Annotated in this window: 11 protein-coding genes; 8 read left to right on the top strand and 3 right to left on the bottom strand. The window is 39.4% G+C overall.

The features are described 5' to 3' along the window. Positions 1 to 454: 454 nt before the first annotated feature. From VRK28_RS00330 to VRK28_RS00320, 3 genes are all read left to right on the top strand, one after another. Positions 455 to 1630 carry a DUF547 domain-containing protein gene (locus VRK28_RS00330; RefSeq protein WP_062567006.1) on the top strand — a complete coding sequence of 392 codons (1176 nt, stop codon included), beginning with the start codon at positions 455 to 457 and terminating at the stop codon, positions 1628 to 1630. 63 nt (positions 1631 to 1693) lie between these two features. After that, entirely contained in the window at positions 1694 to 2839 is a 1146-nt protein-coding gene (locus tag VRK28_RS00325; RefSeq protein WP_062567007.1) for a DUF547 domain-containing protein, read from the top strand. A gap of 53 nt (positions 2840 to 2892) precedes the next feature. Further along, entirely contained in the window at positions 2893 to 4683 is a 1791-nt protein-coding gene (locus VRK28_RS00320) for a 2OG-Fe(II) oxygenase family protein (RefSeq protein WP_156426514.1), read from the top strand. A gap of 40 nt (positions 4684 to 4723) precedes the next feature. Here VRK28_RS00320 and VRK28_RS00315 read toward each other — a convergent pair whose 3' ends face one another. The 3 genes from VRK28_RS00315 to VRK28_RS00305 form a co-directional block, all read right to left on the bottom strand. Then, positions 4724 to 6370 (bottom strand): tetratricopeptide repeat-containing sulfotransferase family protein, encoded by a 1647-nt coding sequence (locus VRK28_RS00315; protein ID WP_062567009.1) that lies wholly within the window; start codon positions 6368 to 6370, stop codon positions 4724 to 4726. A gap of 75 nt (positions 6371 to 6445) precedes the next feature. Then, positions 6446 to 9304 (bottom strand): TonB-dependent receptor domain-containing protein, encoded by a 2859-nt coding sequence (locus tag VRK28_RS00310; protein WP_058583752.1) that lies wholly within the window; start codon positions 9302 to 9304, stop codon positions 6446 to 6448. Positions 9305 to 9559: 255 nt separating this feature from the next. Further along, positions 9560 to 11908, bottom strand: coding sequence for a DNA polymerase II (locus VRK28_RS00305; protein WP_062567010.1), 2349 nt, complete (start codon positions 11906 to 11908; stop codon positions 9560 to 9562). 68 nt (positions 11909 to 11976) lie between these two features. Here VRK28_RS00305 and VRK28_RS00300 point away from each other — a divergent pair, with 68 nt between their 5' ends. The 5 genes from VRK28_RS00300 to VRK28_RS00280 all read left to right on the top strand — a co-directional run bounded on the left by VRK28_RS00300 (position 11977) and on the right by VRK28_RS00280 (position 18128). Then, on the top strand, positions 11977 to 13692 hold the full coding sequence (locus VRK28_RS00300) for a tetratricopeptide repeat-containing sulfotransferase family protein (RefSeq protein WP_062567011.1): 1716 nt from the start codon (positions 11977 to 11979) through the stop codon (positions 13690 to 13692). Positions 13693 to 13777: 85 nt separating this feature from the next. Next, complete coding sequence (gene dinG, locus VRK28_RS00295) at positions 13778 to 15853, top strand: ATP-dependent DNA helicase DinG (protein ID WP_058583755.1); 2076 nt, start codon at positions 13778 to 13780, stop codon at positions 15851 to 15853. Next, positions 15853 to 16629: a TSUP family transporter gene (locus VRK28_RS00290; protein WP_062567012.1), complete on the top strand. Its 777-nt coding sequence runs from the start codon at positions 15853 to 15855 to the stop codon at positions 16627 to 16629. Before dinG ends, VRK28_RS00290 begins: the two co-directional genes overlap by 1 nt. Further along, the gene (locus tag VRK28_RS00285) at positions 16630 to 17238 is read left to right on the top strand and encodes a primosomal replication protein (RefSeq protein ID WP_062567013.1); all 609 of its coding nucleotides are present in this window, start codon (positions 16630 to 16632) and stop codon (positions 17236 to 17238) included. Next, complete coding sequence (locus tag VRK28_RS00280) at positions 17235 to 18128, top strand: histone deacetylase family protein (RefSeq protein WP_208855504.1); 894 nt, start codon at positions 17235 to 17237, stop codon at positions 18126 to 18128. Before VRK28_RS00285 ends, VRK28_RS00280 begins: the two co-directional genes overlap by 4 nt. Positions 18129 to 18135: the final 7 nt, after the last annotated feature.

Here is an 18135-nt window from a genome sequence, read left to right as displayed (position 1 = left end):
CACCTTCAAACCCCTTTAAATACAATAGACACAGCAACATTTACAACAGGTTACAAAGATCAAAAAGAATTTAATTTTTTAGTATTAATATGGGTACTAAAGCAAAACCCGCCAATAATTGCAATTTACACAACAAAATCCAGTGCTGATAAATGGCATTTTTTATCTTTAAAAATAAAAAAATAAAATTTTAAGACCTTACAATTAAGATGAAACCACAATAAACATGGTCAAAATGATTGATACATGTAGAAAAAGGACAAAATGATGCAAAAGTTAATAGAATGAACATTCTATTAACTAGCAATAACTAACGAAAAGTGTAGAAAAACATTTAACCCCTTATATTTTCTGAAGATAAACAAGTAAAACTAGAACGAATTCGGTACATATAAACTTGAAAAAACTGTAACAATCACTGATAGTAAGATTGTTAAAACAACAAGGAAAAATCATGTTTAAACAATTATTACTAATTGCATTTACGTTTTGCTCACTTTCTTCGTATGCAAAAATAAATGAACTACCAGAAGAATTTTCAGACTTTAGCCTTAATCGAGATATTAAAATTTCGTATGAGGACCTTGATAACTTACTTGAAATGACTGTTATCGACATGGGGATGTCAGACCGAAGCTCTCGCAAATCTCAATCCTCCATTGGCACCCGCATGAAATCGCACAGAAACAACGATACTGCGCTTGAAGCCAATCGTTTTTTCTTCGAAGGTGTTACTAAGTCTGAGATAAAGGATGGCTTTCACAAGATTAGAGTTAGCTTGGAGAAGGTACCTAGCGAAGTGTCGCTGAATGATTTAAGCCTAGACGAGCAGTTAGCTTACTGGCTTAACCTATATAATACAGCCATGGTCGAAAAATTAATTGAACACTACCCTATTCGCGACACAGAAGACCTTCTATTTGGTGATGATTCGATTTTAGAAGATGAGTTTTTAACCGTTGCCGGTTACAAACTTTCACTCAATGATATTCAACATAAAATTGTTTTTGAAAAATTTGGTAAAAAAAAGCCGATAGTTATGTATGGCTTTTATCAAGGTAACATTGGCAGCCCAAACCTTCGAGATGAAGCATATAAAGGTAGCAAGGTTTACCATCAACTTGTTGAAAATGGCGAGGAATTTGTAAACTCAAATAGAGGCATGCAAATTAAGCGTAAAAATCGCCTTTATGTATCTAAATATTATGAGCAAGCCGAGTCTTTATTTTCAGATTTCGAAAGTGACTTACGTGAGCACTTAGAAGACTACGCTGAAGGTCAAATGAAAAGCGATGTTAAATACGCCAAACGCTTCAAAGTTGATATCGAAGATTGGAGTATTACTGATTTGTATGGTACCGACCGTGACTATGGCGGATCGGCATCAACTAACCCTGCAGCAATGCTTAATGCTGTAGTAAGCAACTCAGCTGTACCAATGGGCCCTGAAGGTAGTGGCGCGGGTATTGGGGCGGTTAATGTGAGTCATATTACAGATTCAATTATGATGCGCACCATGGATTTTGGTCGTTTTTCTCCTGAAATGTTAGAGAAAATCAAAAAACTTAACTTAAAGCGCCAAGACAACAGTGGCTCTGTTGAGATTAAAGATCTTGATTCAAACAATTAAAATAAGAGGGCCACTCGTCAAAAGAATGTGACGGGTGGCTTTTTTATGAACAGGGAGTTCGCTATGCTTAAACCACTCTTATTAATAACCGCAATTTTCTTTACTGCACACTCGTCAGCAAAACTAGACACTTTACCTGAAGAATTTGCCGATTTCGGCTTAGATAGTGATTTAACAATATCTTATGGTGATTTAGATCAGTTACTTAAAATCACAGTTATTGACTTAGGCCGCTCAGACCGAGGTTTTCGAAAAGGCCAATCAGGCATTGGTACACGCACCCGAGCACATAAAAATAACGATACAGCTTTAGAAGCAAATCGTTTTTATTATGAAGAAGTTGTAAAGGCAAACCTGAAAACTGGTTTTAAAAAAATACGTCTGAGCCTTGAACAAGTTCCTGAACAAATCCCACTTAATGAGCTCGTTTTATCTGAGCAACTGGCTTATTGGCTAAATTTATATACCACAGCATTATTAGAGAAACTCATTGAGCACTACCCTATCTTTAGTACTGAAGATTTATTATTTGGTGATAATTCATTACTTGATGAGGAGTTTATCACTGTTATGGGACATAGCCTGTCTTTAAATGACATACAACACAACATTGTCTTTAAAAAGTTTGGTAAAAATAAACCGATTGTTATGTATGGATTTCACCAAGGAAATATAGGCAGCCCAAATCTTCGCCCAGAGGCCTATGTAGGAAGCAAAGTGTATTACCAACTAGCAGACAATGGTGAGGAATTTGTTAATTCTAACCGAGGTATGCAAATTAAAGGGAAAAATAGACTTTACCTATCCGTCTATTACCAGCAAACAGAAGCCTTGTTTGACGACTTTGAGCAAGATTTAAAGTCTCATATTGAACACTATACTAATGGCTCTTTAAAAGATGCTGTAGAGTCTTCTAAAGGGTTTAAGCTTACAATAGATGATTGGCATATCGTGGATTTATATCGCACGCATAGAGCCTATGGCGCCTCTTCTGCTATTAACAGGGCCGCGCTAGAGGGGATAGGAGGAATGACATATGGATATCGTGCAGCTGACGGAAGCTATATCACCGATCCCTTAACGAAGCGGCTAGCTCAATTTGGTCGATACCCACCACAAGTTTGGAAGAAAATTCGCAAGCTTTATAAACAAAGAGAACGCATTAAAGGTACTGTAGAAATCAAAGACCTTGATGTAAATCAAGAGTAATATTTTACTTTACTGTACGCCCTGTTAACATAAAGCAAAAACAGGGTGTACGAGTGAATAATTCATTGCAAAGAGCTTTGCACGCATTCAATCAACAACAATATGTGCAGGCATTACAACTCCTTTCTTTACATACAAATAAAACCGCTGATTGGTATACATTAAATAGCTTATGTTTATCAGCTGTAAACAAAACTATTGAAGCAGAGCAGTGTTATCTACAAGGCCTTAGCCAATTTAGCAATCATGTTGGCCTTTTAGACAACTACACAAATCTACTTTGTAAACAAAAAAAGTATGCAGAGTGTATTCAGTTTTGTGAATACAACACAGCTTCTTTATCACTCGAAAAGCCACGACTTAATTACATTGAAAGCCTAATTTATCAAGATGAATTATTAAAAGCCGAACATTTATTGAGCAAAACATCGCCCTCGCAGAACACATTCGTTCGTTACCATTGGCTCACTTTAGAACTTTTCGAGCGCTTTGGTGACTTACAACGTATCGAAGAGTATTTTCAAACAAAATTGCCAGCTCAATTAAAGGGGCAATTTCATTTCGTTTATAAACATGCTTGTAATTATCGAAATTTAGGTCAATTTGCCGAGGCCTTAGCGCTTTTGCAAATGCTTTTAAAACAGCAACCAAGTGCCGAGTTGCACTACATAGTTGGTTGTACATACTATGATTTACAGCAATATGAACAAGCACAAGCTCACCTTAAGGCATGCTTAGAACTTGCTCCTAACTATGTACCAGCGCATGAAAGCCTTAACAAGCTCTACTGGGAGCACTCGCAGAGCCAATTAATGAGTTCATATGCTCAAACTTTCAAAAATTATGATGCAAACCCTGTTCTGATCCACTCTCAAATTGGCCAACTACTGCAACTAGATAAGCTGGAAGAAGCATTATTAGTAAGCAGTGATGCAACACGAAACCATCCACAAAATTTAGATTTACATCATGCACACAGTATAATTCTAGATAGAACAGGTGACGAAGAAAAAGCATTTTCACTCCTTCAGCAACTCGTTAAAGCAGCCCCACAAAATGCTCGTTACTGTATTGATTTAGCAAACTTTTACATACAACAAGGCGATTACAGCTCAGCGATCTCTCATTTAGAAACCGCAGTAAAATTTAATCCTCACAACCAAGAGCTTTGGGCATATTTAAGTATTGCTTGGCGACTATCAAATAATGATAAATATCACTGGTTAACTGACCTAGATAAATTCGTTAAAGTGATGGAGCTACCTGCTCCGCCTGGCTTTAAGACCTTTGCTGATTTTAATGAGCAGTTGCAGGAGCTAATGATCAGCCTTCACACAAATAAACTACAACCATTAGATCAAAGTGTGCGCAGTGGCAGCCAAACACAAGGTCACTTGTTACACCGTTCAAACCAACTTATTGATTTATTTAAGTCATCTATGAATGAATGCATTAATCAATACCTGATGCAGCTACCAGAGGATGCTAACCACCCTCTATTAGCGCGTAATCATAAACGCTTTGTTGCCAGAGGTAGTTGGTCGGTGAAACTAGAAGAAGGCGGTTTTCATGCTAATCATATCCACCCTCAAGGTTGGTTATCAGCGCCGAGCTATATTTCTATTCCTAATGAGATGAGTAAAGATGATGAAACTAAAAATGGCTGGCTTAAGCTAGGAGAAACCAGTCTTAACTTAGGTGAGCGTGAGTCTATAGCTCGTGAAATATGCCCTGAGGAAGGTCAAATTATTATATTTCCAAGCTATATTTGGCATGGTACATACCAACTAAAAAGTACTAGCCCTCGGCTAACTATTCCGTGTGATATCATGCCCTTAAAATAATAAAAAAGACCATCTAAATGATGGTCTTTTTTATTACCAATTACTTATTTAACAGCGCTTTGGCATCTTGGTAGGATTTTTCATCGGCCTGTATGTGTTCAAGGTAATTTGCAAATCGTCCTGAGGATGACTTATAAAGTGGCTTTCTAACCTGCCATACACTCGCTGTACTTACAGTGCCAGATTTATTGTGAAATCGCTGGGCTTCATCAGTATATTCAAGCCCTAGAAAGCGAAACAGTTGTTCTAAAATCTGCTCGGGTGAGCAAACGAGCTGATCGTAATTCAGAGTAAAAATATCATTACTGAAACACGACTGCCAATGTGACTTAATACGTTGCTGCTGCTCATAGTGATGTAGAGTATCACCTAGGGATACAGCATAGTTTAAGCTCGGACCCAAATGCTGGAAAAAAGCTGACAAGCTATTGTCTTTAATATCTCGCTCTGTCCATATAATCTTAGCTTTTGGATAGAGCTGCTTGATAATGTCTAAGTAAAGGTAATTTTCAGGGCGTTTATCTGTTACATAAAGCGCACCTTCAGCTCTTAAAGTTAATTGTTCTTTATAACCATCAATAAATTCAGGCTCTTTAGCCTTATTAACAAGTGTCTTTTCATCGCCAATCAAATTGAATAACGATGAATGTAAATAGGCAATTTCACCACCTGCCGATATTTGCTCGTTAGAGCTGATGATTTGTTCAATTAGTGTTGAGCCAGAACGAAACATACCACAAATTATAATGGGTGTTATTGAACTATTCGCTTCTTGCAGAGCAATATTACGAGCTAAGGTGTAGTCAGTAATCTTCTCAGCAGATTGCCGATCATAGGCTGGTAAATACTTTTTATTGTAATGATTAGCTTTTACATAATAATGCCAAGCTTTCTGATAGTTTTTACAATCATTAAATACTTTACCAAGTGCATAATAAATATCAGCACATGCTATGTCATCTGACTCTCGCTTTAAAATGGCTAAGCTTGCTTGTTCATAGTCAATTGCATCGCGCTCAGTGAAGGTTTCAATATCGGCCAATCTTGCTTGAGCCATCGCATTAAATGCATCTATTTTTAAAACCTGTTGAAAGCCTTTTTTCGCTTTCTCTTTATCACCAAGCTGTTCGTAAATATTTGCCAATGAAAAGTGAGCTTGAAGATTATTTGCATCATGACTAATCGCTTGTTGTAAGTAACGTACGGCATCATCGGGTTGATGTAATTGCTCATTATGCATAAAAGCAATTTCTATTAAAGCGGGTGCTTTAAACTGCTCAGATAATGTTAGAGCTTGTTCAAAGAAGCGCATCGCTGAATCGTAGTTATCAAGCTTTCCTTCTATTTTTCCTAGCTGAAAGCAAATATCAGCTTGCTGCGGATTTGTCTCATATAAAGGTAATAGCGCGCTTTTTGCAATTTTGAACTCACCACAACTTATACTTAATTGTACTAAGGTCAGTACATAATCAAACTTTTTTGGAGCTATCGATACCAGTTTTTGGCAATAGGCAATGGCTGTTTCAGTATCTTGTTGCCGCATAGCTACTTTGAAAAGGATCTGTAACGCTTTTTCAGCAAACTCATTGTTATGTGTTAACGGTTTTAATAATTCTATCCCCTGGCTAACTTTACCTTGCTGAAGTAAAGCAACAGCTTGGGTAAACGCGTGTTGTTCTGATGTCATTGTTTCCCCATATAAAAGCTTCCCCATAAAAAAAGCGAGCCGAAGCTCGCTTTATCATACATTAATTAATTCAAATTAGAATTTTAATGAAACGCTTGCGTGGAAGTAACGACCTAGAGTGTCGTAGTAACCAGCAACTGCGTTACCATTTGTAGATAATGTACCGCCTACTAGTGGTGGCTCTTTATCTAATACGTTGTTCACACCAACAAGTACGCGAGTGTAATCATTGATAGTGAATGAACCTTTAAGGTCAAGGTAGCTTTGTGAACCAATGCCGTCTTGAACTAAAGTGTCAGAACCTGTGTAGTCATTAACTGCACTGAAGTAACGCCATTTAGCAGTAGCTTTCCACCAGCTACCTGTGTCGTAGCTTGCAGTTAGAACATGACGCCATTCTGGTTGTGGGAAACAGCCATTGTCTAGTGTATCAACACAGTCATACGGTTCACTTACACCTGGAATATCTTCATATTCTTTAGTCATCATGTAAGTACCGATTAGGCTTGTAGAAAGTGTACCACCGCCGATTTCCATGTCATAGTTAGCACTTAAATCAACACCTTCAAAATGAATGTTACCTAAGTTAGTGTTTGTTGCTACAACTTGACCAGAACCAATCCATAAGCTGCCGCTACCAGGAGTACGTTCAATCTTATCACAGAATTGAGCATCGCCTGTTAGACCACACTGACGAACGATTAACTCTGGGTCAATTGCACCGATTGCATCTTCAAGGTCGATATCCCAGTAATCGATTGAGAAGTTAAAGCTCTCAAATGGGTTACCAACAACACCTAGAGTGATTGTATCTGCGATTTCAGGGCTTAGATCAGGGTTACCACCGAAGAAACCGTTATACTGATCTGCAGGGCTCTTACCTACGTTACCGTATTGAGACGCTGTAATACCTGTGTTAGCACAAGCTGCTTGGCTAAGTTCTGGAGTTGCAGTCGCACATGGATCTACACCTGCCCATAAACCTTGGCTTTGTTGAGCGAATAGCTCACCGTTGTTTGCAGAACGTACAGCACGGTTGTAACTTGAACGGATTTTCCAGTTCTCAGTTACGTCCCAGTTCATTGCTACTTTATAAGTAGGCTCTGAACCTGAAGTACTGTAATCAGACCAACGATAACCTAAGTCAATTAATAGACTTTCAACACCAGTGATACCTTCAACGATAGGAATACTTAACTCACCGAAGAATTCAGTTACATCGTACTCACCGTTAAGGCTCTTAGTAGGACCACCTTGACCAAGTAATAGACCTTGTGCGTAAACTTCATCCGCTGTACGGCCAAATGTTTCTTCACGGTACTCAGCACCGAATACTGCAGCAAGTGGGTAATCTGAAGAAGGAAGACCAAATTCAAATTCACCTGTTACGAAGCCACTTACGATGAACTGTTCAGTAACACCGTTAAGAATCGCAGTACCAGTTAATGCGCCAGCTGATTCAGCAGAAACACCTTGGTATGTGAATACTTCGTAAGGGATACAGCCATCAGTTGCGGCACAGTCTTCACCATTTGCAGAAAGCGCAGTACTGATACGTGGACCGAAGAAGTCATTTTCGTATGCAGAAGATGAAGAAGTTGAACCATATTGCATGAACGCTTCATATGACCAAAGGTCACTGATTTCACCTTTACTACCTAGTACTAAGCGGAATGAGCTGTGCTCAAGTTGGTTAACACGTGGGCCACCTTCAACGTTACGCTTACCAATGTAAGTAGCAAATTGGTCACCAGAAGTTAAACCGAAACGGTCAGTTAGGTTTTGACGCTGTGCATCTGTAAGAAGAGGGCTATCGTAATCGATTACGTAGTTTTCATTAAAGAACGTTCCCGATTCTGCGATTTGTGCAGAAGTACGGTCACGCATGAACATAGCTTCAATGAATGGGTGGAAGTTATCGTTTACTTCATAGTTAGCGAATAAGCCCATTGTGTGGCGCTCATCCGGACGCATAAAGTGGTTTACTGGTGCGTAGTTATAAACGTTACCGCTTGAAGGAATGAAGCTGCTATCAGAACCAAGTGTCCAGTAATCGTAATCATCCCAATCAAATGCGCCTGTGTCAGTTACACCTGAGATATAGAAGTTAGGAACTACCGCGTTACCAGAACCACCACACGCTGTACCTGCAGCATTAAGAGCACATGAAGAGTAATCACGTGCGCCTTGGCGTAATTCGTTTTGTTTGTTGTAAGTGAAATAACCTACAGCATGACCTTTACCGCTATCGAATGAACCACCTAAAGTAGCAGAGAAATCAAACGATGAACCGTCAAAGCCTGAGCTTCCATCAGGGTAATCAAAATCACGGTCATCCATTAAACCTTGGATGTACTCGTTGTCGTTATCGTGTTGATAAGCTGTTGAACCAAGGTTTACTTCGAAACCTTCGAACTGATCGTCCATCACGAAGTTTACAACACCCGCTACCGCGTCAGCACCGTAAGTTGATGAACCACCACCTGTCATAACGTCAACGCGTTTGATAAGTGCAGCTGGAATTTGGTTAATATCAGCAGACTGGCTGTAGATACCACCAGCTTGCATACGACGACCGTTGATAAGTACTAGAGTACGCTGTGAACCCATACCACGTAAATCAAGAGTAGCAGTACCAGAAGCACCATTTGATTGGAATGCAGTGCTTGAAGCTTCTAGTTGAGGCAAGCTGTTCATCATGTCTTCAACACGAGTGAAACCAGCTACTTCGATTTCTTCAGCTGTTGTAACTTGTACTGGGCTTGCAGTTTCGATATCAGTACGTTTGATACGTGAACCTGTAACTTCAATACGTTCAACTTTTTCTACTGCTTCTTCTTCAGCAGCATAAGAGTTTACAGAAAACGCAGCTGTTGAAGCTGTACCAAAAGCAAGCGCTAAGCGAACTGCTTTTGAAACTTTATTATTTAACATTTGATTCTCCCTGGACCACTATATTGTGGCTATATTTAGCATAAGCTTGTTTATTATTTGTATCGCATCAGGACTGCGACAAACAAATAATAAACAAATAAAACAAAATATCCAGCCCTTTATTTACAATTTTTTAATGAAGCAGCAAAAAGTTTACTTTTTCTTGTTTTGTGGACAAAAAACACACAAATAAGCGTTTAAACTGAGCTTACCGATCATTCATCGCAACAAAGAGTCAAAAAAATGTTAATTTTTCTAAAAAAGCTGTATCTGACGGTCACTTAGTGACGAAACTTTAGTACCTAAATCAACAACAATCATTTCAGCTATTGGCAACAATTGTTTGTTAACATAAATGCCATAATCGTAATTATGGTGACCTGTGTAGTACTCAGCGCCGTTAGCGGTGTAAACATATTTAATTATTTGTCCACGCTGAAATCCAAGATGAGGATTGTCAGCTAAGTACTGTTTCGCTGCTTTAACGTGGGGAGGGATGTTTTTTTGGTAATCAGTTAAATGCTGACCCAGGCGTTTGCGATAGATTAACTTAGCGTCAAACTCACCTGCATATAGTTTTTTAACATACCTATCAAAGGCTTGAAAAATTAATTCTTGGCTATAATTTTCAGCAAATAATATCTCAAATAATTCTGTTTGAAACTCATGAGCAAGTTCTGTCCAATCACTCCTTACGGTTTCCATACCTTTAAAAACTAATTTTGAAGCACCATTTTTTTCGACTTTTCCTACATAACGCTTTTTTGAACCCATTGTTTTGCCTCTAATAGTGGGCATAAAAAATGGGCTATAGTGAGTTTCGTACTCAATTTCTAAAAAGCTGTCTATTTTATAGTCTTTCTGCAAAACCTGCTGCCAGCGTTTGTTAATTTTCTCCGCCAGTTTCGTACCGATTTCATTACAGTTTAGTGAATTTAGATCATCATCAAGCTTAACAAAGGTCGAATCTGTATCACCATAAATGACGTTGTAGCCCCACTCCTCTATCCATTGCTTAGTTGTTTGCATTATCTCATGGCCACGCAAAGTAATTGAACTCGACAATCTCGGGTCATAAAAGCGACAACCTTTAGAGCCAAGTACACCATATAAGCTATTCATGATGATTTTAATTGCCTGCGAGAGCATAGGTTGGTTTTTATCTTTGGCCATTTGCCTTGTTGCTGCAAGTTCACGAATAAGCTCAGGTAGATGGTGCTCAGTACGTGAAAACTGTGCTTGGTTAAAGCCTTCGATTGCGTCATCTGGCTTTTTTAACCCTTCAATTAGTCCCAGAGGGTCTATACAAAATGTACGCATTATTGATGGATAGAGGCTTTTGTAATCAAGCACCAAGATATTCTTATATAGGCCCGGCTGCGATGACATAACATAACCACCTGGGCTGTCAAAACTTAACCCATGATCGCCTAAATTAGGGGCTACATAGCCACTTCTATGCAGTAGCGGCAGATAAAGGTTAGTGAAAGCCGCAACTGAGCCGCCCATTCGTTCTAATTCAAGTCCGGTGAGTTGGCTTCTTACAACTGCAAAATCGAGTAATTTTAATTTCTCAAAAATCCGCAGAACTAAAATACAGTCTTGCCTGTTGTAATTAGCAAGAGACAGTTTGTCTTCATTAAACTGGCGAATAATTTCTTCAAGACGATTATCTGTGCTGATCAGCTTCTCTTCACCAAGTTCGATACTCGCTACATTGGCAAGACTGAAACTGTCGTAGTGATAAGTGGCATTTTTTAAGGTATCAATACCATCAATAACTACGCGACCAGGCATTGTTATGCGAGTAATGTTTCCCGAGCGCACGCGCATTATTTCTTTGTTGCGACCAAGCTTTAGAGATATACCTAACGCCTCAGCTCTTGCGTGAAGCACACTGAAGTCAAATTCAATAACATTCCAACCAATCAGTACATCAGGATCAATTCGCTGAATTTCATTTTCAAACTGAGTAAGAAGATCTATTTCATCTTCACACCAATTGATTTGATAATCTAGATGAGCCGTTGGCTCTGGGCGCCCTATCATTAAGACTTTATCAATGCCTTTTCCGACTAAGCCAATAGAAAATAGTACGCCTTCGCCATTACACTCAATATCAATAGAAACATGTTTGAAAAAAGGTCTAAATTCATTGTTTGGTTTTAATTTAGCGTTCTTTAACAGTCGAAAACCGCTTCGTATTTGTATTTCACCTTTTACCCATACTGAGCCTTTAATGAAACGCTCCATCAAAAATCTGTCAATTGGCCTAACATCATCTTCAAAAGTAACTAGTTGTGAACTTTTTAAAACCTTAATGGCGCTGTAGTAATCTTTTAACGATTTAAAATAACAGCATATCACCGACTGATTTTGGAAGTTTTTTAGTTTGGCATCAGCAAAACGAGCATGAATGTTTTGATTTTGTAATAGTCGCTTTGCAGCAGTTACTTGGTTTTCAGGAATGAAAAATACCACCTCTTGGTGCTCAACCTGTACTTTTAAAGGGCCGTTTTCACACCAGAGCCAAAACACAAAACTAACCCCTGATGAGCTATCAAACGCTTCTTTAGAAAGGATAAAACCTGTATCTGTAACCATTTACTTCAAATATCTATTACGGAAGGGGTATAGTACACCCTAACTACATAAAATTATAAGAGCCAATTATGAGCCCAATTGATGCGATTAATAACGCAAAGACACTCGTTGCTACAGAACCACATAAAGCTAAAGTTATGTTGTTAGAGGTACTCAATGAAAATCCAGAATATCACGATGGCTGGGCTTTACTTGCTAATATTCACAAACTACTGCAAGAGCATGAACAACAGCAAAGTGCACTCAAACAATATGAAATGATTCATTGGTTTAATAAACAATTAGACACGGCTAAACAACAATTAACCAATCAAAACCCTCTGCAAGCGCAGCAAACCATTCAGCAATTATTAAAATTAGTACCAAATGAATATAGAGCACTCGAAACGCTGGCTGAGATCGCATTTAAAGTGGGTGATAGCAAAGCTTACTTTGCAATATCAAAACATAACCTTGAGAACAACTCGCAAAAACAAACTGTTAAAGAAAGCTACTGTAAAGCCCTACTCAATACCAAGCAATTTGATGAGTTAATCTCTTTTTACCACTCTTCGATATCTTCACCGACATTATACATTGAGAGCCTATTAGCGATCGCTCATGTAAAATTAATGCAATTTGATGAAGCTACAACCATCTATAACAAGTTACTTGATGCAAACTATTACGCAGCCCAATGCCACCTTCGCCTTGGCAACATTGAAAAAATAAAAGGAAATACAGGGCTTGCAATTGATCACTACAAACAAGCACTGCAAATAGATAAAAGACTTGGTGAGGCTTACTGGAATTTAGCAAACTTAAAGACATACATTTTTGACAGTAAGGATGTAGACTTTCTAGAACAGCTCACGCAAGCTGCTAAGCCAAACCTTAATAGTGCTCAATTCTATTTTGCGCTCGCAAAGGCATATGAACAACAAGGTAACTTCAGCTTATCATTTGCGATGTTAGAAAAAGCGAACAGTATTCAAAAGTCACTAACTCCCTATAAGCCGAGTAATTTCACTTCTCGTTGCACGCAACATTTAACTCAAAAGCCAATGGCTCATAATGCATTTGATGAGTCGTTACAGCTGATTTTTATCGTCAGCTTACCCCGCAGTGGCTCTACCTTAGTTGAGCAAATTTTAGCAAGCCACCCTGATGTTGATGCAAGTTATGAATTAACAGAAATTAACGCAATTGCGCGAGAGCTTGAGAGTAAAAAACTCTCAGATGTACCTTATGGCCTTGATAAACTTTCAGAACAAGATAAGACTCATTATGCCGCAAGGTATTTAAATTTTATTGCTCCACTACGCGGAAAAAATAAGGTCTTTATCGACAAACAACCCGCAAATTTTCATCATATCGCATTAATAAAAACTCTATTTCCAAACGCTAAAATTCTCGAAGTAACAAGAGATAAAGCCGCAACAGCATGGAGTTTATACAAGCATTCTTTTTCTGAGGGCCACGCCTATAGCTACGATTTCAAATCGCTTGCACAATATATAAATGATTACGCAGATTTAATGTCGCACTGGCACGCTCTTTATCCAGATGAAATCTTCAACGTTGACTATCAAAACCTTGTTAATGATTTTTCCAATACAGTTTCTGAGTTGCTTGATTATTGTAGTTTAGAAATGCATGAAAGCTGCATGAGCTTTTATAATCATCAGCGTCCGATAATGACACCAAGCTCAGAGCAAGTAAGACAACCGATTTACAAAGATGCTTTAACGCAATGGACAAATTATAAAGTTCACTTAGAGCCGCTATTGAAGCTAATAAAATAATAATCAAACAAGTCGCTTGTAGTTGCCCGGTTAAATCTCTAAAATTCATTACTGTAATTATATACATACTTTAGGTTTTCTGGGCATGCTTTCTGACTCTTTAAAAAAAACAATTCGGCAAATTCATAAGCATGTTGCTGATAACCTCACCGATTATCGCCCTCGAAGCAGTCAAAACTATTTAGTTGCCGAGATAGCAAAAACTCTGGCTGGCGAGTATCACAAGAGCCAACGAATTTGTGTTATTGAGGCAGGCACAGGGACCGGCAAGTCGTTGGCGTATTGTTTAGGGGCATTGCCTTTAGCGATGGCCAAGAAAAAGAAATTAGTGATTTCGACGGCAACCGTTGCCCTACAAGAGCAGTTAATTAGTAAGGAGCTGCCTTTTTTTAAAGAGCACTCTGGCCTGGACATCAAGTTTGATTTAGTGAAAGGTCGACAGCGTTATATCTGTGCACAAAAACTCAGTGCCGCCGTTAATGGCGACAGTCAAACGCAAATGGAGTTTATGCCGACCCTGTCATCGCCGCTATCTGATATGGAAACCAAATGCTTAAAGCAACTTTATGATGCTTATTCAAAAAAGCAATGGCAAGGTGACCGCGATAGCTGGGCTGATACTATTCCTGATAAAGTGTGGAATTTAATTGCCTGTGATAAGCATTCATGCCAACGACAAATGCGCGCTCATCAGCTCTGCCCTTTTCATATGGCACGTCAGCGTCTTATGCAAATGGATGTGCTAGTGATCAACCATTCTTTATTACTGGCTGATCTTGATTTGGGTGGCGGTAAAATTTTACCTGAACCTGACGACACGATTTATGTAATCGATGAAGCGCACCATTTAGCGCACATCACCCGCGATTTTTCTTCTGCTGCAGCAACCATTAAAGGCACTATAGACTGGCTCGACAAGCTGGTTAAATTTGCTGGTAAAATGGCTAATGTGCTCGTAGGTCAAAAAGCGATTGGGCAAAACTTTAAGCTCAGTGACAGTATCAATGATGCTGGTAAGAACTTAAAAGTGGTGCGTGATATTCTTGATAACGCAGACTTTAACTATAACAGTGATGACACCTATCGTTTTGAGCACGGTGAAATCCCAGCATCTTTACATACCAAAGCAAAAGATATTAGCGATGCCACCCTTGATGCCCTAAGAGCACTCAACAAGATGCACGATACCCTAGTGCAAGACGTAAGTGATGGCGATATAAAACCTTATGTGGCCGATCCAATCTTGGCTGAAAGTGGTCAGTACATTAATCGCCTAGAGTTATTGAACAAGCTGTGGTTTAGCTACGCCACAAAAGGCGAAGGTATTCCCCATGCGCGATGGATAAAACGCTTGGAATATAAGAACCATCACGACCATTTACTCAGTGATTGCCCTATTGAAGTTGGCTATTACCTAAAAGATAAATTATGGAATCAATGCGCGGGTGCCGTACTTTGTTCAGCCACCTTAACTGCATTGGGTTCATTTGATCACTTTGCCTATGAATGCGGTCTTGCCAAAGAAGAAGGCGTAAAATACATAAAAGTCCCTTCTCCGTTTGATTACCCAAAACAAGCGACGCTACATATCCCTGCCAGCCATATTGAGCCGACCGATAAAGCGTTTAGCGACCACTTGGCTGAGCAATTACCTAAGTTCCTTGATGATAAAAAAGCAAATTTAGTGTTGTTTGCCTCTTACTGGCAGATGGATCATGTTGTTAAAGCGCTGCGTAGCAAAGGAATTGAGGTCTTAGTGCAAGGTGAAATGTCTCGTGAAGCTCTGCTTAAAAAGCATAAAGCTAATATAGATTTAGGCCGTGCTAGCTATTTATTTGGCACTCAAAGTTTATCTGAGGGTCTTGATTTACCGGGTAAGTACCTAGAAAACCTGGTAATTACAAAAATTCCATTTGCGGTACCCACCTCACCAATAGAAGAAGCTCAGGCTGAGTTTGTGCAAAGTAAAGGTGGCAATCCGTTTCTTTCGATAACCGTACCTGATGCGGCAAAGAAATTAGTACAAAGCTGTGGTAGACTGCTGCGCAAAGAAAATGATCAGGGTCGCATTACTATCCTTGATCGCCGTTTAGTGACCAAGCGATATGGCAAAGCCATGCTCGATACCTTGCCACCTTTTAAAAGACAAATTGATTATTAATGTTTGAATTAGCTTTAGACCCAGCAACCTGGGCACTATTATGCGCAGTCGCACTGGCAGCGGGCTTTATTGATGCAATTGCAGGCGGTGGCGGGATGTTAACTGTGCCAGCGCTATTAACTGCAGGCTTACCGCCCCACCTCACCTTAGGCACAAATAAACTTGCAGCGAGTTTTGGCTCATTGACGGCCAGCGTGACTTATTTTCGTAAAAAGTTGTTCAACCCACGGTTTTGGGCTGCGTCCATTTTAGCAACAGCCATTGGTGCACTCATAGGTACTTTAGTGGTTGATTACTTAAGTATTGAATTTTTAAATAAATTACTACCAGTGGTGATTATTTTAGTTGCTTGTTACAGCTTATTTGGCAGCTTAAGTACAACTGAGCATAACGAGCTACCAGAGCTTGATGGTAAAACTAAAGTTAAACAATGGCTGCAAGGTCTTGGACTTGGTTTTTTTGATGGTTTAGCAGGCCCAGGAACTGGTACCTTTTGGACCGCATCAAATAGCCTATTATATAAAATGAGCTTATTGCTTAACTGTGGCCTTGCCCGCTCAATGAACTTTGTTTCAAACTTTATTTCTTTAATCACATTCGTGGCGCTTGGCCATGTGAACTTTTTACTTGGTATTACAATGGGCTTTTTCTTGATGCTTGGAGCATGGTTAGGAGCACATTCAGCAATTAAGTTTGGTGGTAAAATGATCCGCCCAGTGTTTAACACTGTGGTTATAGTGTTAGCGTTAAAGTTGATCTATGAGGCTTATTTATAAATGCAATCGACTGCTTTTGATAAACTACGTTCACAAATTGAAAGGCTCAAACAATTAGCCACACAATTTGATAAGGGTAATTTATTTGCTAAAAACCGCTATATGCAAGCCCAACCAAGTTTGTTTGATAAAGCCGTGTTTAGCACAAAAAGTATGAAGCTGGCTGACTACGTAAGCGAAATCGAAGATGAACTAAACAGCCTGCCGCCTGCTGAGCATCGCCATGCCTACCAATATGCGCTTGAGCGCATTACCCTTCAGGTAGAAGCGGTATTTAATGTGATCAAATCAACCCCAGTTTGGGCTAAAGAAAATAAGTATAGTTTTAAGCCAAAAGCTAAACCACAGGTTTATAAGCAAGCAGTTAAAAAAATCATGCAGTCATCCCATGAACTGTATGACGAACTAAAACAAAACCATGAGTTTGAACGCCGGTTAGTATTGATGATCGAAGAGCGAAAACTAAAACTTGAAGCTGCAAATACACAGCAAGCAGCCGAAATTAACAAAGAAATACTCGCATTACACGCAAGACTTGGCCGTTGTCGTAAGGCAATTTCTGCCACTGAAGACAAAATTCAACAGGTCGAGAAACAGCATCTGAGATAATGTTTTACTACCATCCAAGTTATTCAGCGTTAGCTTTACCTGAGCGTCACCGCTTTCCCATTGATAAATATCGTTTGTTAAAAAAGCTTGTCAGCAACTTTATTGATGAGCAGCACTTCATTACCCCACAACAAGCCACTAAAGCGCAGCTTACTCTGTGCCATAACCCCGACTATGTCGACGCATTTTTAGCTGGTAATCTTGATAGCAAAGCAATTAAAAAAATGGGCTTTCCTTGGTCCACTGAATTGGTTGAACGAACACTTTACTCTGTTGGGGCGAGTATTCAAGGCGCTGAGTTTGCCATACAACAGGGTGCTGCTTTTAACCTAAGTGGTGGTTATCATCATGCTTTTACGGGATATGGTAGTGGCTTTTGTATTTTTAATGACTTAGCGATAGCTGCTGCACACTTGATTGATACTGAGCAAGCCGACACCGTATTAATCTTTGACTGTGACGTTCACCAAGGAGACGGCACAGCTGAAGTTACGGAACTACATCCTCAAATAATTAGCTGCTCAATTCATTGTCAGCAAAACTTCCCGCGTATTAAGCAGCAATCAAACTACGATTTTGCTTTAGAGCATGGCACTTCAGATGCAGAATACCTGGAGACAGTCAAACAAGCTTTAGCCCTAACAACTAGACTCCACCAGCCAGATATCATTTTGTATAACGCCGGCGCAGACATCGCAACAGATGACGAGTTAGGGCACTTTCAAGTGAGTTTAGAGGGAGTGTATCAACGTGACTATTTTGTATTAAACCAAGCAAAGGAAGCTGATATCCCAGTGTTTGCAGCTATGGGCGGTGGCTATCAACGAAATGTAAGCCGTTTGGTTGATGTACATGGCCAGCTTTTTAGGGCTGCTGTCGATTTATTTTAAAGCTTGG

The sequence above is a fragment of the Pseudoalteromonas sp. P80D2 genome, assembly GCF_036680945.1.
GTDB lineage: Bacteria > Pseudomonadota > Gammaproteobacteria > Enterobacterales > Alteromonadaceae > Pseudoalteromonas > Pseudoalteromonas shioyasakiensis.
Note: the sequence above shows the minus strand (reverse complement) of the source record. Positions and strands in the feature narration are given on the sequence as shown.

Bases quoted from the DNA above. Each gene is read 5' to 3' on its own strand.
- VRK28_RS00285 (WP_062567013.1), top strand. From the start codon at position 16,630: ATGCAATCGACTGCTTTTGATAAACTACGTTCACAAATTGAAAGGCTC.
- VRK28_RS00315 (WP_062567009.1), bottom strand. From the start codon at position 6,370: ATGACATCAGAACAACACGCGTTTACCCAAGCTGTTGCTTTACTTCAG.
- VRK28_RS00330 (WP_062567006.1), top strand. From the start codon at position 455: ATGTTTAAACAATTATTACTAATTGCATTTACGTTTTGCTCACTTTCT.
- dinG (WP_058583755.1), top strand. From the start codon at position 13,778: ATGCTTTCTGACTCTTTAAAAAAAACAATTCGGCAAATTCATAAGCAT.
- VRK28_RS00300 (WP_062567011.1), top strand. From the start codon at position 11,977: ATGAGCCCAATTGATGCGATTAATAACGCAAAGACACTCGTTGCTACA.
- VRK28_RS00310 (WP_058583752.1), bottom strand. From the start codon at position 9,304: ATGTTAAATAATAAAGTTTCAAAAGCAGTTCGCTTAGCGCTTGCTTTT.
- VRK28_RS00325 (WP_062567007.1), top strand. From the start codon at position 1,694: ATGCTTAAACCACTCTTATTAATAACCGCAATTTTCTTTACTGCACAC.
- VRK28_RS00290 (WP_062567012.1), top strand. From the start codon at position 15,853: ATGTTTGAATTAGCTTTAGACCCAGCAACCTGGGCACTATTATGCGCA.
- VRK28_RS00305 (WP_062567010.1), bottom strand. From the start codon at position 11,908: ATGGTTACAGATACAGGTTTTATCCTTTCTAAAGAAGCGTTTGATAGC.